Source organism: Mesorhizobium sp. M7A.F.Ca.MR.148.00.0.0, assembly GCF_003997735.1.
Taxonomy (GTDB): Bacteria; Pseudomonadota; Alphaproteobacteria; order Rhizobiales; family Rhizobiaceae; genus Mesorhizobium.
Window position 1 is genome coordinate 1 of the sequence record NZ_RZTB01000066.1, and the last position, 15,039, is coordinate 15,039.

Consider the following 15,039-nt stretch of genomic DNA (forward strand, 5'->3'; position numbering starts at 1 on the left):
ACGGTCTGGCGCGGGTTCATCGCCACGTCGGCCATCTGGTAGATCATCTGCAACTGGCGCAAATCCTCCTTCGGCCGGTCGGCCAGCCTGTTGGCCAGCGGACGTCCGTCGAAGGTGACGGTGCCCTGTTCGGGCGGCAGCAGGCCAGTGATGGCGCGTGCCAGCGTCGACTTGCCGGAGCCGGACTCGCCGACCACGGCCAGCGTCTGACCCGGATAGATGTCGACCGAGACGTTCTTCAGCACCTTGATGTCGCTGCGGCCATAGGCGGCGGTGACGTTCTTCACCGACAGGAATGGCGACGTGCCGGGTTTCTGCTCCTGATGCTCGATCTCATGCACCGAGACCAGCGCATTGGTGTATTCCTGGCGCGGCTCCTTGATGATCTGCCTTGTGCCGCCCCATTCGACCAGCCTTCCATGGCGCAGCACCATGATCTCGTCTGAGACCTGGGCGACGACGGCAAGGTCGTGGGTGATGTAGAGCGCAGCGACATGGGTGTCGCGGATGGCATCCTTGATCGCCGCCAGCACGTCGATCTGCGTCGTCACGTCGAGCGCCGTTGTCGGCTCGTCGAAGACGATCAGGTCCGGCTCGGAGCACAGCGCCATCGCCGTCATCACGCGCTGCAACTGGCCACCCGAAACCTGGTGCGGAAAGCGCTCGCCGATGGTTTCAGGGTTCGGCAGGCTGAGCTTCTTGAACAGCGCAACCGCGCGCTTCTCGGCCTCGGCCCGCGTTGCCGTACCGTGCAGCAGCGTGGCTTCCACCACCTGGTCCATCAGCCGGTGCGCCGGGTTGAAGGCGGCTGCCGCCGATTGCGCGACATAGCAGACCTCGCGGCCGCGTAATTTGCGGAAGCCGTCCCTGCCGCCCTTGAGGATGTCGCGGCCGTTCAGGATCACCTCGCCGCCGGTGATGCGCACGCCGCCGCGGCCATAGCCCATCGACGACAGGCCGATGGTCGACTTGCCGGCGCCGGACTCGCCGATCAGGCCGAGCACCTTGCCTTTTTCAAGCGTCAGCGAGACATCGTGCACCAGCACGATGTTCTTTGGCGGCTCGCCGGGCGGGAAGACGGTGGCTTCGATGCGCAGGTTGCGGATGTCGAGCAGCAGGCCTGATTTCGCTTTGGTGTCGGCCATCACCCGCGTCCTCCCTTGAGGCTGGTCGTCCGGTTGAGCACCCAGTCGGCAACCAGGTTGACGGAAATCGCCAACAGGGCGATCGCCGCCGCCGGGATAAGCGCGGCCGCGATGCCGAAGACGATGCCATCCTTGTTTTCCTTGACCATGCCGCCCCAGTCGGCGTCCGGTGGCTGCACGCCAAGGCCGAGGAACGACAGCGTCGACAGGAACAGCACGGCATAGATGAAGCGTAGGCCGAGTTCCGAAACCAGCGGCGACAATGCGTTGGGAAGGATCTCGCGGAAGATGATCCAGCCGCTGCCCTCACCACGCAGTTTCGCCGCCTCGACATAGTCCATGACGTTGATGTCGACGGCGACCGCGCGCGACAGGCGATAGACGCGGGTCGAATCCAGAATGCCCATCACCAGGATCAGCGTCACCAGATTGGTCGGCAGCACTGACAGCACGACGAGACCCATGATCAGCGTCGGGATCGACATCAAGAGATCGACGAGGCGCGACAGCAGCGTGTCGAACCAGCCGCCGAAGACGGCAGCCGAGAAGCCGAGGATGGCGCCGAGCGAGAATGACAGTGCGGTGGCCAGCACCGCGATGAACAAAGTGATGCGGGCGCCGTAGATCATGCGAGACAGAAGATCGCGGCCGAGATTGTCGGTGCCCAGCAAATGGGCAGCCGACATCGGTTCCCAGACGTCGCCGACGATTTCGCCATTGCCGTGCGGCGCGATCCAGGGGGCGAAGATCGCCGCCAGCACGAACAATGCCGTCAGCACGATCCCGATCAGCGCGGGGAGGGGGATGCGTTTGATATCGAGCATATCCGCCCCCTATTTCGGATGTCTGAGACGCGGATTGGCGACGATCGCCGCTATGTCCGCAATGATATTCAGGCTGATATAAACGGCGGCGAAGATCAGGCCGACCGCCTGCACCACCGGCACGTCGCGTTTGGTGACGTGGTCGACCAGATACTGCCCCATGCCCGGATAGACGAAAATCACCTCGACCACGACGACGCCGACGATCAGGTAGGCGAGGTTGAGCATGACGACGTTGATGATCGGCGCGATGGCATTGGGGAAGGCGTGCTTGCGGATGACGTTGAAGGCCGACAGGCCCTTCAGTTCCGCCGTCTCGACATAGGCCGACTGCATGACATTGAGGATCGCCGCGCGTGTCATGCGCATCATGTGGGCGAGCACGACCAGCGTCAGCGCGGCCGCCGGCAGAGCGATCGCCTGCATGCGCTCGCCAAAAGGCATGCCGTCATAGACGGTCGAGATGCCCGGGAAGATTTGCCATTTCACGGCGAAGAAATAGACCAGCACATAGCCGATGAAGAACTCGGGAAAGGAGGTCGAGGCCAGCGCCAGCCCGGAGATCAGCTTGTCGACCCAGCCATTGCGGTAGCGCACCGCGATCAGGCCGAGAATGATCGCCAGCGGCACGGCGACGATCGCCGCCCAGAAGGCGAGAAACAGCGTGTTCCACAGCCGTCCCTTGATCGACGTGGCGATATCCTGCCCGCTCGACATGGCCGTGCCGAGATCGCCGGTCAGCACACCGCCGAGCCAGCGGAAATACCTGATATAGGCCGGATCGTTGAGGCCGAGCTGCTCGCGCAGATTGGCGAGCGACTCCGGTGTCGCCGATTGTCCGAGAATGGCTTGCGCGACATCGCCGGGCAGGATCTGGGTGCCAGCGAAGATCAGGACCGAAACGGCCAACAAGAGGAGAATGCCCAGCGCAACGCGCTGGGCCACCAGTTTCAAGATGGGTGAGGACATGTCCGCAAGGCCAAGCTCAGGCTTCGAGCCAGCACTTCGCCAGCGCGTAGCCGTTCATCAGCTCCTGATGCGGATCATCGACCCAGCCGCCGACCTTGGCGCCGGTAGCGTCGATGAACTGGTTGAACATCGGCAGGATCAGGCCGCCCTCGTCTCGTACCAGGACAGCCATGTCATGGTACATCTGCTTGCGCTTGGTCTCGTCGAGTTCGGCGCGCGCGGCCAGCACCATTTTGTCGAAGTCCGGGCGCTTGAAACGCGTGTCGTTCCAGTCGGCGGTCGACAGATAAGCGGTGGAGTACATCTGGTCCTGGGTCGAGCGGCCACCCCAGTAGGAAGCGCAGAAGGGCTGCTTGTTCCAGACCTCGTTCCAATAGCCGTCGCCGGGCTCACGCTTGAGCTCGATCTTGATGCCGGCCTTGGCAGCGCTCTGCTGGAAGAGCTGGGAAGCATCGACGGCGCCCGGGAAAGCGACGTCCGAGGTGCGCAGCAGGACGGCGCCATCATGGCCCGACTTCTTGAAGTGGAACTTGGCCTTGTCGGGATCGTACTTGCGCTGCTCGATCTCGGTAAACAGCGGATAGGACGTATTGATCGGGAAGTCGTTGCCGAGCGAGCCGTAGCCGCGCAGGATCTTGTCCAGCATTTCCTCGCGGTCGATGGCCAGCTTCAGTGCCATGCGCAAATCGGCGTTGTCGAACGGCGCCGTGTTGCAATGCATGATGAACACGTAGTGGCCGGGACCCGCGTGGTTGCGGATGGTGACGCCCGGCAGGCGCTTGATCAGATCGACGATCTTTGGCTCGACGCGGTTGATCATATTGACCTGGCCGCCCTGCAGGGCGGCCGTGCGCGCCGTCGCATCGTTGATGACGATGATCTCGATCTGGTCGGCGTGGCCCATCTTGTCGCCCTGCCAGTAATTGGCGAAACGCTCGCCGCCATGGCGCACGCCGGGCTCATTGGTCGTGACCTTGTAAGGACCGGCCGAGATGCCTGCGTCGGCCTTGTCCTTGCCGCCATTCGGTTGGACGATCAGGTGATAGTCGCTGAGCAAATAGGGCAGATCGGCATTGGCTTCCTTCAGGGTCAGCACGACTTCCTTGCCGCTGGCCTTGATGGTCTCGATGCCCTTCATGTAGCCGAGCGCGCCGGATTTCGACTTCTCGTCGGAATGGCGCTCAAGTGTGGCGGCCACATCCTCGGCGGTCACCGTCTTGCCGTTGTGGAATTCGACGCCGTCGCGGATCTTCAGCGTCCACACCTTGGCGTCGTCCGACGAGCCGATCTCCTCGGCGATGCGGTTCTCGAGCTTGCCTTCCGGCGAAAGCTCGACGATCAATTCGCCCCACATCTTGCCGAAGGCGAACGGCACCTGAGTCATGAACAGTGCCGGATCAAGGCTATTGGTGGACTCGCCGCCGACAAGTCCGGCTTTCAGTGTACCGCCCTTGACCGGACCTGCCGCGCGTGCAGCGCTTGAAAGCAGCGAGTTGGCGAAGGGCGCGGAGATACCGAGCGCCGCCGCCCGGCCGAGAAAATCACGACGGCTCAGTTTGCCCGACGCGACACGCCGGCTAAGAAATTCCAGTTCGTTCGACATTTTGAGTTCCTCACTCTGTTGGTTCGACTCTGCGGTCGTTTTTCTTATTTCTTGTGAGGAGAATAATGACCGCAAGGGAAAGCGGTAAGCAAGACCGAATGCGACATGCCGTGGCGTAAATCGTACGTCGCAATTGGACCAATGAACTCGGTGCTCAAAGAAGCGCGCGCGGCACCTTCTCCTCGAAATTGCGCTCGAAGACGAGTGTTTCGTCCTCATAGGCCTCGATTCTGGCGCTGACGATGAAGTTTTGCGCGTCCGACCGCATTTCGGCTGTCGTTTCGGTGCGTACCGACCATCCGTTTCGCGACAGGGTCTGCGTCCAGTGCGTCTTCCCCGAGGCCGACAGCGGATCATCGGGGTGGATCGTCCAGGTCTCGCGGGCGATGCTGCCATTGGCCAGGCCATGAGCGAGATCGCGCACCTCGCCGAAATCATCAACGATGGAAAGCGTCACGATTCCCGTCTTTTCGTCACGATCGATATGGCGCTCGGAATTGCTGGCGCGGATCGTCTCCGTTGCCCAGGGAGTGGCACCTTCCGGCTCGGCGAACGCCGCTTCGTCGTCTGTCGCCAGCGGCCGCAGCGGCAAGCGGAGCGTCGCCGCCGACAAGGTCAGCCGAACCGGCTCCGGCGACGGCCAGATGGCAGGCCAATAGGCGTTCGAAACGGCAACGCGCAGGTGGTGGCCGGCAGGCACGCGGTAGGCGCTTTGATCGAGCACTACGCGCGCAGACACGGTTTCACCCGGCACCAGCGCCTCCGGAAATTCGTGCGAATTGCGGTGCGTCAGATTGAGTACGCCATAGGAGATCAACTCCGAGGCGCCGTCGGGATGCACATCGCAAAGCCGGACCGCGATGTTGGCCTGCGGACGATCAGAGGATAGCTGCAGCTCGACCTCCGGGGCGCCGACGATGTCGATCGGCTCGCTGAGTTCCGGCTGGTCGAAACACGCCGACAGGGCATCGTCGGGGCGCTGATCGCCAGGCAGTTCGGGGCCGAAGGTGAAAGGAAAATACTCGCCGCCGGCCAGGCCGCAGCTTTGCGGCGAGGCCACGATGGCGGGTTTTTCCGTTGCGGGGATCAGATCGACCGTCTGCGTCTTGATGTTGGACGATGGCCATTCTTGCTCCGCCACCCAGCGGCCAGGCCGCTCGGGGTGCCAGCGCGCTGGGCGCACGCTGTCCATGACATAGGCGCGGTAGGCCGGGTCGGACTCGACACCGGTGTCGACACCCTTCAGCCAGCGGTCCCACCAGCGCAGAGCCTCCTGCAGGAAGCCGATGGCGGGTTTTGGTCCTGCGTAGTGCGGGTATTTGTGGATCCATGGCCCGATAATGCCCTTGACCGGGGCTTCGATGTTGCTGGCCAGATGCGAGACCGTGTTGCGGTAGCCGTCATGCCAGCCGCCGATCGACAGCACCGCGGCTTTGACGGCGGAGAAATCCTCGCAGATCGAGCCGCGCTTCCAGTAGGCATCACGGTGCTGGTGTTTCAGCCACAGCGGCGCCAGGAAGGATTGGTTCTCCAGACGGGTCAGCCACAGATCGCGCCATCTGTTGTCGCCGGCCAGCAGCGGGTCCGGTGGCCGCGACGAGTAGGACAGCATGGTCGAGGCCCAGCCGAAGTTCTCGATCAGCAGGCAGCCGCCCTTGTAGTGGATGTCGTCGGCATAGCGGTCGACGGTCGAGCATAGGCTGATCACGGCTTTCAGCGCCGGCGGCTGCTTGGCCGCCACCTGCAGGCAGTTGAAGCCGCCCCAGGAAATGCCCATCATGCCGACATTGCCGTTGCACCAGGGCTGGCTTGCCGCCCAGGCGATGACGTCGCAGGCGTCCTGCAATTCCTGCTCGGAATACTCGTCGTCCATCAGCCCTTCGGAATCGCCATTGCCGCGCATGTCGACGCGGATCGAGGCATAGCCGTGGCCGGCGAAATAGGGATGCGTCAGCTGATCGCGAAAGATGGTGCCGTCGCGCTTGCGGTAAGGCAGATGCTCCAGGATCGCCGGCACCGGATCGTCGCCGGCATCTTCCGGCATCCACACCCGCGCCGAGAGCCGGCAGCCATCCGGCATGACGATCCCCATGTCCGGAAACTCGATGACCTTGCGGGGAAATTCGGTGACGGTTTTCATGGCATGCTCCAGGATCGCCAGATGATGGAGCCGGTGGGATCGCGTCGTGGGCCAGCCAACGAATTCGGCTGGTCAATCCGCGTCAATTCAGCGGAATGTCGTTATCGTCCTTATTCGCCTGATAGACGCCGGACAACTCATCGTAGCGCGCCGAAATCGCGCCGATACGTGTTTCCAGCCGTTGCCGCTCGGCTTCGGGCAAAGCTCGCACCAACCGACGTATGGAAAAGCTCTTCCAGTAGGCATTCTCGGCATTGTAGTCGCCGGGATCGAGGGTGAAGACCTCTTTCAGGATTTTCAGGTCGTGCGGGATGGCAAAGCTGTCGCGCGAATCCTCGTGGCTGAACAGATAGTAGAAATTGTCGAAGCCGGTCCAGGTGATCGCCGACAGGCACAGCGAGCAGGGTTCGTGCGTGGCGATGAAGATGGCGTCTTTCGTATCGACGCGTTCAGCCCTGGGCATTTCGTAGAAGCGCTTCAGGCAGTGCACCTCGCCGTGCCAGAGCGGGTTTTCCATCTCGTTGTTGGTTTCGGCCAGCACCAGCGACCGGTCGTCCTTGCGCAGGATCGCGGCGCCGAACAGCTTGTTGCCATGGGTGACGCCGTCGGCCGTCTTCGGGACGATGTCGTGCTCGACAACGTCGAGCAGGCGGTCGATCAGCGAAATATCCGTCATCAGGGGGTCTCCTGCCGCATGTCGCCAAAATTCCCCCGGGTTTGGGGTAACGATACGCACAAAAAATTAAGGGAGATGGATCTCGTAGGTGTGCGGGAAATGGAACTCTTCGAGATTGGAGCCGTCGCCGCCACGGTCGACGATCAGGAAATCCTGAGGCTCGCCGAGCGGCGTCAGCACGCCATGCCAGAGATTGCGCCGGTAATTGATGCCTTGGCCGGGTGCGGTGATGAAGGCATGCGGCTCATCAGGCCCTTGCTCGCCGTCATCGCAGACGACGACCAGGAATGGACGCGGCGACAGCGGGATGAAGGCCTGGCTGCCGAAGGGGTGGCGCTCGACCATGCTCAGCTTCAGCGGCAGTTCGTAAGGCGTGCCGCGCACCATCGAGATTAGCACGCGGGCATTCGGTCCGATCGCCTCGGCGGTCGCCAGATCGTGATAGCGTTCCGCGCGGCCGCCATTGATCGGGTAGTGGTTGTCGCCGCCCATATCGATGACGTCGCCGAACGGAGCAAAGCTCTCGCGGGTCAGTGGCCGCGCGATGATCCGCGTCACGGCGTCCGCCCAGCGACACCGACGCCGCCGAGCTTGGCGTGCCGGTTCACGTCCTTGTAGAGCAGATAACGGAATTTGCCCGGGCCGCCGGCATAGCAGGCCTGCGGACAGAAGGCGCGCAGCCACATATAGTCGCCGGCCTCGACCTCGACCCAGTCCTGGTTGAGGCGATAGACCGCCTTGCCTTCCAGCACATAGAGCCCGTGCTCCATGACATGGGTCTCGGCGAAGGGAATGACCGCACCCGGTTCAAGCGTGACGATGGTCATGTGCATGTCGTGGCGCAAATCGGCTGGATCGACGAAACGCGTCGTCGCCCAGCGGCCCTCGGTGCCGGGCATCGGCGTCGGCGCGATCTCCTGTTCGTTGGCGAAGAAGGCCTCCGGCACATCGAGACCGTCGACCGCCTCGTAAGCCTTGCGAATCCAGTGGAAGCGAACATCGGCTTTGCCTTCGTTGCGAACCTTCCAGCCGCTGGCCGGCGGCAGGAAGGCAAAGCCGCCGGGCCTTAAACTATGCTTTTTGCCCTCAAGCAGAACCGTCAGCTCGCCTTCGACCACGAACAGCGCGCCTTCGGCACCGGCATCGGGTTCCGGCCGGTCGCTGCCGCCGCCTGGCGCAACCTCGACTATGTATTGCGAGAACGTCTCGGCAAAACCCGACAGCGGTCGCGACAATATCCAGACGCGGGTCTCGTCCCAGAACGGCAAGGCACTGGTGACGATATCCTGCATCACACCCCTAGGAATGACGGCATAGGCCTCGGCGAAGACGGCGCGACCGGTCAGAAGCTCGCTCTGGCCGGGGAGGCCGCCATGTGGTGCGTAATAGGTTCGCTCGGGCATTCTGATCGTATCCATGGGTTCAAACCTATTGCGGAAGCATGTCCTTGAGGCGGAGCAGCGCGATGCGCTCGACCTGTTTGCAGGCGGTCTCGAACTCGACGCCGCGGCTGTTGCCGATGCGCGCCTCGAACTCCGCCAGGATTTCCTCCTTCGTCTTGCCCTTCACCGCGATGATGAAGGGGAAGCCGAAGGTGGTGACGTAGGCGGCGTTGAGCTTGGAAAACAGTTCGCGCTCCTTGTCGGTCAGAGCGTCGAGGCCGGCCGAGGCCTGTTCCCTGGTCGATTCCGCCGTCAGCCGTTTGGCCTTGGCCAGCTTGCCGGCAAGGTCGGGATGGGCGTTGAGCACCGAAAGCCGCTCGGTTTCGCTGGCGGAGCGGAAGATGCGGCAAAGCGCATTGTGCAGACCGCCTGAGGTGTCATGCGCCGGGCCCAGTTCCAGTTCATAGGCGCGTTCGGCGATCCAGGGCGAATGCTCGAACACGCCGCCGAACGTGTGGACGAAGGTCTCGAATTCCATCTTCGATGGGCGGAGCGCCGGCGGTTGATAAGGATTGACCTCTTGCCAGTGCCTGGCGATGTCGATGCGCCTCGCCAGCCAGACCTTGTCGTGCGACTTCACATAATCGACGAAGCGCTTCAGCGCCGCCACCCGGCCCGGCCGCCCGACGAGGCGGCAATGCAGGCCAATGTTCATCATGCGTGGCCGGCCGGCCTTGCCCTCGGCATAGAGCGTGTCGAAGCTGTCCTTCAAATAGGCAAAGAACTGGTCGCCCGAATTGAAACCTTGCGGCGTGGCGAAGCGCATGTCGTTGGCGTCGAGCGTATAGGGAATGATGAGCTGCGCGCCGCCCTCATGCTCGAACCAGTAGGGCAGCTCGTCGTCATAGGTGTCCGACACATAGTCGAAACCACCTTCTTCCGCCACAATCCGCACTGTGTTGATCGATGTGCGACCCGTATACCAGCCGGTCGGGCGCACGCCGGTCACTTCGTAGTGCAGCTTGATCGCCGCCTTGAGGTCGCGGCGCTCATCTTCGGCGCTGTGGTCGCGGTAGTCGATCCATCTCAGCCCGTGCGAGGCGATCTCCCAGCCGGCTTCCTGCATGGCCGCCACCTGATCCGGCGAACGGGCGAGTGCGGTGGCGACGCCGTAGCAGGTGATCGGCACTTGCGACTCGGTGAACAGCCGCAGCAGCCGCCAGAAGCCGGCGCGGGCACCGTATTCGTAGATGGATTCCATGTTCCAGTGACGCTGGCCCACCCAGGGTGCCGCGCCGACGATTTCCGACAGGAAGGCTTCAGACGCCTTGTCGCCATGCAGCACGCAGTTCTCGCCGCCTTCCTCGTAGTTGACGACGAACTGCACGGCGACATGTGCCCCGCCAGGCCATTTCGGGTCCGGCGGATTGGCTCCATAGCCGCGCATGTCTCTGCTGTAACGCATCGTCCCTCCCGCCGGGCACGGCCCGAAGTATGATCAGGATATCGAAAGGGCGCTTCTCGCATTCCCCCGAAAATTTTTGAAAGTGTTTTTGTCGCACTCCGCTCGACCGGGACTTATGCATCGCCTTTAATTGGCGCACAATTCACTGTTGATACTTGATCGTACCGGGCCAATTCGCTCGTACCGGAAATGGAGGCGGCCAATGGCAGAAACGTCGAATGCCGATGGCGGGCGTCTGACGACCCATGTCCTCGACACGGCGACCGGCAAACCGGCGGCGGGACTGTCGATCGCGCTTTATCACCTCGACGGCAAGGCACGGACACATTTGAAGACCGTTGTCACCAATGCCGACGGCCGTTGCGACAAGCCGCTGCTCGCCGGCGCGGAGTTCCGCACCGGCGAATACGAACTGGTCTTCGCCGCCGGCGACTATTTGCGCCAGCAGGGGTTGAGCCTGCCGAAACCGGCCTTTCTCGATGTGATACCGATCCGCTTCGGCATGGCCGAGCCCGTGCACTATCATGTGCCACTGCTGGTCTCGCCTTACGGCTACTCGACATACAGGGGGAGCTGAGGCATGGCCAAAATCAGTATCCGCAAAGAAATCCGCTTCATCCTCAACGGCAGGGACGTCGCGCTTTCGTCGGTGGCGTCAGACGCGACCCTGCTCGACTGGCTGCGGCTAGAGCGGTCGCTGCGCGGCACCAAGGAAGGCTGCGCCGAGGGTGATTGCGGCGCCTGCACCGTGTTGGTCGGCAAGCTCTCGGCCGGCGGGCTGGTCTATGAAAGCGTCAATGCCTGCATCCGTTTCCTCGGCTCGTTGGACGCCACCCATGTCGTGACCGTCGAGCATCTGCGCGGCGTATCAGGCCAACTGCATCCGGTGCAGCAGGCGATGGTCGATTTCCACGGCTCGCAATGCGGCTTCTGCACGCCGGGCTTCGTCATGTCGCTCTATGGCCTGTGGATGAAGTCATCGAATCCGTCGAACGCGGATATCGAAAAGGCCTTGCAAGGCAATCTCTGCCGCTGCACCGGCTACGAGGCGATTATCCGCGCGGCGCATGCCATTTCCAGCTACGGTAAGGCGGCGGAGGATCCGCTGGCCGCGGAGCGCAAGGCGATCACCGAGAGGCTCGAGGCCCTGCATGACGGCGCCCGGGTCGAGATCGGTTCGGCCAAGGCGTGGCTGGTCGTGCCGGCCGATGTCGACGATTTCGCCGCCGTGCTGGACAAGGAACCCGGCGCCACCATCGTTGCCGGCTCGACCGATGTCGGCCTATGGGTGACCAAGCATATGCGCGATATTTCGCCGGCCATTTTCATAGGCAATCTCGACGGACTTTGCACCATCTCGGAAGACAAGGGCGTCATTTCGATCGGCGCCGGCGTCACCTACACTGACGCCTTCGCGACGTTGGCGAAGCGCATCCCGGCGATGGGGCCGCTGTTCGACCGCATCGGCGGCGAACAGGTGCGCAACATGGGCACCATCGGCGGCAACATCGCCAACGGCTCGCCGATCGGCGACACGCCGCCGCCCTTGATAGCGCTCGGCGCGCAACTGACGCTGCGCCGTGGCAAGAAGCAGCGCACGATCGCGCTGGAGGATTTCTTCATCGCCTATGGCAAGCAGGACCGGCAGCCGGGCGAATTCGTGGAGGCGGTGCACGTTCCTGTTCCCGCCAAGGGCACAAAATTCGCGGTCCACAAAATCACCAAGCGCCGCGATGAGGACATTACCGCAACCCTCGGCGCCTTCTTCTTGACGCTGGCCAGCGATGGCACGGTCGCGGAGGTGCGCATCGCCTATGGCGGCATGGCGGCGACGCCGAAGCGGGCGTCTTCTGTCGAAAAAGCGCTGCTCGGCAAGCCGTGGACCGAACAGACGGTTGAAGCGGCGATGGGCGAATATGCAAGGGATTTCACCCCTCTGACCGACATGCGAGCCTCGGCCGAATACCGGGCGCTAGCGGCAAAGAACCTGTTGCTGCGCTTCTTCGCCGAGACCAGCGGCACCAGGGAGCCGATCCAGGTTTCAAGGCACGAGGCGGCATGATGAACAAGCACGCTGCCCCCAACCTCAAGGCTGAAAAGATCGCCGGCGGCGTTGCCACCGATCAGCGTCACGACTCCGCCCACAAGCACGTCAGCGGCACTGCCGTCTATATCGACGACATGCCGGAACCGGCCGGCACGCTGCATGGCTGCCTCGGGCTTTCCACCGCCACGCATGCCACGATCGCCAGCATGGATCTCTCGGCGGTGCGTACAGCGCCCGGCGTTGTCGACGTGCTGACGGCCAGTGACGTGCCGGGCGAGAACGATATTTCGCCGACTGGCCGTCACGACGAGCCGGTGCTGGCCGACGGCAAGGTGCAATTCTACGGCCAGCCAATCTTCTGCGTCATTGCCGAGACGCGCGAGCAGGCGCGTCGCGCGACGCGACTGGCCAAGGTCGAATACAGGGAATTGCCCTTCGTCACCGACATCGGCGCGCTTGACCCGAAGAAGGACAAGCTCGTCACGCCGCCTCTCACGCTGAAGCGCGGCGATGCCGCTACAGCGATCCGTCAGGCGCCGCGCCGGCTAAAAGGAAAAATGCGCATCGGTGGCCAGGAACACTTCTACCTTGAAGGCCATATCGCCATGGCAGTGCCCGGCGAGGACCAGGACGTCACCATCTATTCCTCGACCCAGCATCCGAGCGAAGTCCAGCATATGGTCAGCCACGCGCTCGGCGTGCCGAGCAACGCCATCACGGTGGAAATCCGCCGCATGGGCGGCGGCTTCGGCGGCAAGGAGACGCAGGGCAACCAGTTTGCCGCATTGGCCGCGATCGCCGCGAAGAAACACCATCGCGCCGTGAAAATCCGGCCTGACCGCGATGACGACATGATCGCCACCGGCAAGCGTCATGATTTCCTCGTCGACTACGAAGTCGGCTTCGATGACGAGGGCAATATCCTCGGCGTCGATTTCATGTTCGCGGCGCGCTGCGGTTTTTCGTCGGACCTTTCCGGCCCGGTGACCGATCGCGCGCTGTTCCACTGCGACAACACTTATTTCTGGCCAGCGGTGCATGCCCAGTCGGCGCCGCTCTACACCAACACCGTGTCGAACACCGCGTTTCGGGGTTTCGGTGGCCCGCAAGGCATGGTCGGCGCCGAGCGCGTCATCGACGAGGTGGCCTTTGCCGTCGGCAAGGATCCACTCGAAATCCGCAAAAAGAATTTCTACGGCACCAGTGGTGATAGCGAGGGGGGCCGCAACATCACGCCCTACCACCAGACGGTCGAGGACAACATCATCCAGCGCATCGTCGCCGAGTTGGAGGAAAGCGCCAGCTATGCGCGGCGGCGGCGTGAGATATCGGCCTTCAACGCCAACAGCCGTTTCATCAAGCGCGGCCTGGCGCTGACACCGGTCAAGTTCGGCATCTCGTTCACCGCCACCCACTACAACCAGGCCGGCGCGCTGGTGCATGTCTACACCGACGGTTCGGTGCATCTGAACCATGGCGGCACCGAGATGGGGCAGGGCCTCTACGTCAAGGTGGCGCAGGTGGTGGCGGAAGAGTTCCAGATCGACCTCGACCAGGTCAAGATCACCGCGACCACGACCGGCAAGGTGCCCAACACTTCCGCCACGGCAGCGTCGTCCGGCTCCGACCTCAACGGCATGGCGGCGCAGAACGGCGCTCGCCAGATCAAGGATCGGTTGATCGATTTCGCCGCCGAAAAATACCAGGTGCCGCGCGATCAGGTGCTGTTCCTGCCCAACCGGGTGCGCATTGGCAACCAGGAAATTGCCTTCGCCGACCTCGTCAAGCAGGCCTATATGGCGCGCATCCAGCTGTCGGCGGCCGGTTTCTACAAGACGCCGAAAATCCACTGGAACCGCGACAAGGGCGAGGGCCGCCCCTTCTATTATTTCGCTTATGGCGCCTCGTGTTCGGAAGTCTCGGTCGACACGCTGACCGGAGAATACATGGTCGAGCGTACCGATATTCTCCATGACTGCGGGCGCTCGCTGAACCGAGCCATCGACATCGGCCAGATCGAGGGCGGCTTCATCCAGGGCATGGGCTGGCTGACGACGGAAGAACTGTGGTGGGACGCCAAGGGCCGGCTGCGCACGCATGCGCCGTCGACCTACAAGATTCCGCTCGCCTCCGACCGCCCGAAGATCTTCAACGTCACCTTGGCCGACTGGCCGGAAGCGGGCGAGCCGACCATCCACCGCTCCAAGGCGGTCGGCGAGCCGCCGTTTCCGCTAGGCATGTCGGTGCTGCACGCCCTGTCGGATGCGGTGGCCAGCGTCGCCGACAACAAGGTCTGTCCGCGCCTCGATGCGCCGGCAACGCCGGAGCAGGTGCTGATGGCGATTGAGCGACTGAAGAAAGAGGCCGGCGCCTGAATCCGGCCCAGGGTCGGCAATGCGTGCAATCCGGGCCGAAAAAACCTATATTTCCCGCACGGGAATGCGAACCATGAACTCGAAAGTGCAAAGCCTGAAAGCCTTTCTCGCCAGCGCCGACCGGATTGCCCTGGTCGAAGTGGCTGGCACAAAAGGTTCGACGCCACGCGAGAAGGGCGCATTTATGCTCGTCTCGCGGGCGGCGATCTTTGGCACGATCGGCGGCGGTCAGCTCGAATACATGGCAATCGACAAGGCGAGGCAGATGCTCTTCTCCCCCCTTGAGGGGGAGATGTCGGCGAAGCCGACAGAGGGGGTCCTATTAGAAGGCACCGCCAGGGCGTTGAGCCCGGTCGATCCGACCCCACCCGGCAGCTTCGCCGCCACCCTCCCCTCGAGGGGGAGGGGAACCC

13 protein-coding genes are annotated in these 15,039 nt (G+C 63.0%); 4 read left to right on the top strand and 9 right to left on the bottom strand.

What is annotated here, in order from left to right:
- The 9 genes from EOB49_RS21685 to puuE all read right to left on the bottom strand — a co-directional run.
- Positions 1 to 1,145, bottom strand: a 1,145-nt coding sequence (locus EOB49_RS21685; protein WP_164781758.1) for an ABC transporter ATP-binding protein, incomplete at its 3' end; no start/stop codon positions are given.
- Positions 1,145 to 1,969, bottom strand: coding sequence for an ABC transporter permease (locus tag EOB49_RS21690; protein WP_127268157.1), 825 nt, complete (start codon positions 1,967 to 1,969; stop codon positions 1,145 to 1,147). The genes EOB49_RS21690 and EOB49_RS21685, both read right to left, overlap by 1 nt.
- Positions 1,970 to 1,978: 9 nt before the next feature.
- Positions 1,979 to 2,938: an ABC transporter permease gene (locus EOB49_RS21695; protein ID WP_127289704.1), complete on the bottom strand. Its 960-nt coding sequence runs from the start codon at positions 2,936 to 2,938 to the stop codon at positions 1,979 to 1,981.
- 16 nt (positions 2,939 to 2,954) lie between these two features.
- A complete protein-coding gene (locus EOB49_RS21700) occupies positions 2,955 to 4,541 on the bottom strand; it encodes an ABC transporter substrate-binding protein (RefSeq protein ID WP_127382186.1) in 1,587 nt (528 codons plus the stop codon).
- Between the two features lie 154 nt (positions 4,542 to 4,695).
- Complete coding sequence (locus EOB49_RS21705) at positions 4,696 to 6,681, bottom strand: CocE/NonD family hydrolase (RefSeq protein ID WP_127382187.1); 1,986 nt, start codon at positions 6,679 to 6,681, stop codon at positions 4,696 to 4,698.
- An 82-nt stretch (positions 6,682 to 6,763) separates the two neighbouring features.
- Positions 6,764 to 7,357 (bottom strand): nucleoside deaminase, encoded by a 594-nt coding sequence (locus EOB49_RS21710; protein ID WP_127382188.1) that lies wholly within the window; start codon positions 7,355 to 7,357, stop codon positions 6,764 to 6,766.
- A 66-nt stretch (positions 7,358 to 7,423) separates the two neighbouring features.
- On the bottom strand, positions 7,424 to 7,915 hold the full coding sequence (locus EOB49_RS21715) for an ureidoglycolate lyase (RefSeq protein WP_127382189.1): 492 nt from the start codon (positions 7,913 to 7,915) through the stop codon (positions 7,424 to 7,426).
- The gene (locus EOB49_RS21720) at positions 7,912 to 8,775 is read right to left on the bottom strand and encodes a bifunctional allantoicase/(S)-ureidoglycine aminohydrolase (protein ID WP_127382190.1); all 864 of its coding nucleotides are present in this window, start codon (positions 8,773 to 8,775) and stop codon (positions 7,912 to 7,914) included. Before EOB49_RS21720 ends, EOB49_RS21715 begins: the two co-directional genes overlap by 4 nt.
- 10 nt (positions 8,776 to 8,785) lie before the next feature.
- On the bottom strand, positions 8,786 to 10,204 hold the full coding sequence (gene puuE / locus EOB49_RS21725) for an allantoinase PuuE (protein ID WP_127382191.1): 1,419 nt from the start codon (positions 10,202 to 10,204) through the stop codon (positions 8,786 to 8,788).
- Between the two features lie 202 nt (positions 10,205 to 10,406).
- Here puuE and uraH point away from each other — a divergent pair, with 202 nt between their 5' ends.
- The 4 genes from uraH to EOB49_RS37815 form a co-directional block, all read left to right on the top strand.
- Positions 10,407 to 10,781 carry a hydroxyisourate hydrolase gene (gene uraH / locus EOB49_RS21730; RefSeq protein ID WP_127321370.1) on the top strand — a complete coding sequence of 125 codons (375 nt, stop codon included), beginning with the start codon at positions 10,407 to 10,409 and terminating at the stop codon, positions 10,779 to 10,781.
- 3 nt (positions 10,782 to 10,784) lie between these two features.
- Entirely contained in the window at positions 10,785 to 12,266 is a 1,482-nt protein-coding gene (gene xdhA / locus EOB49_RS21735; protein ID WP_127382192.1) for a xanthine dehydrogenase small subunit, read from the top strand.
- Positions 12,266 to 14,626 (top strand): xanthine dehydrogenase molybdopterin binding subunit, encoded by a 2,361-nt coding sequence (xdhB, locus tag EOB49_RS21740; protein WP_127382205.1) that lies wholly within the window; start codon positions 12,266 to 12,268, stop codon positions 14,624 to 14,626. The genes xdhA and xdhB overlap by 1 nt, the downstream gene beginning before the upstream one ends.
- Before the next feature lie 73 nt (positions 14,627 to 14,699).
- The coding region (locus EOB49_RS37815; protein ID WP_281060562.1) for an XdhC family protein at positions 14,700 to 15,039 on the top strand (340 nt) is incomplete at its 3' end.

What these genes read in the sequence shown, in the direction of transcription:
- xdhB (WP_127382205.1), top strand. Translation starts at nt 12,266, where the DNA reads ATGAACAAGCACGCTGCCCCCAACCTCAAGGCTGAAAAGATCGCCGGC.
- xdhA (WP_127382192.1), top strand. Translation starts at nt 10,785, where the DNA reads ATGGCCAAAATCAGTATCCGCAAAGAAATCCGCTTCATCCTCAACGGC.
- EOB49_RS21705 (WP_127382187.1), bottom strand. Translation starts at nt 6,681, where the DNA reads ATGAAAACCGTCACCGAATTTCCCCGCAAGGTCATCGAGTTTCCGGAC.
- puuE (WP_127382191.1), bottom strand. Translation starts at nt 10,204, where the DNA reads ATGCGTTACAGCAGAGACATGCGCGGCTATGGAGCCAATCCGCCGGAC.
- EOB49_RS21695 (WP_127289704.1), bottom strand. Translation starts at nt 2,938, where the DNA reads ATGTCCTCACCCATCTTGAAACTGGTGGCCCAGCGCGTTGCGCTGGGC.
- EOB49_RS21690 (WP_127268157.1), bottom strand. Translation starts at nt 1,969, where the DNA reads ATGCTCGATATCAAACGCATCCCCCTCCCCGCGCTGATCGGGATCGTG.
- EOB49_RS21710 (WP_127382188.1), bottom strand. Translation starts at nt 7,357, where the DNA reads ATGACGGATATTTCGCTGATCGACCGCCTGCTCGACGTTGTCGAGCAC.
- EOB49_RS21700 (WP_127382186.1), bottom strand. Translation starts at nt 4,541, where the DNA reads ATGTCGAACGAACTGGAATTTCTTAGCCGGCGTGTCGCGTCGGGCAAA.
- EOB49_RS21720 (WP_127382190.1), bottom strand. Translation starts at nt 8,775, where the DNA reads ATGGATACGATCAGAATGCCCGAGCGAACCTATTACGCACCACATGGC.
- uraH (WP_127321370.1), top strand. Translation starts at nt 10,407, where the DNA reads ATGGCAGAAACGTCGAATGCCGATGGCGGGCGTCTGACGACCCATGTC.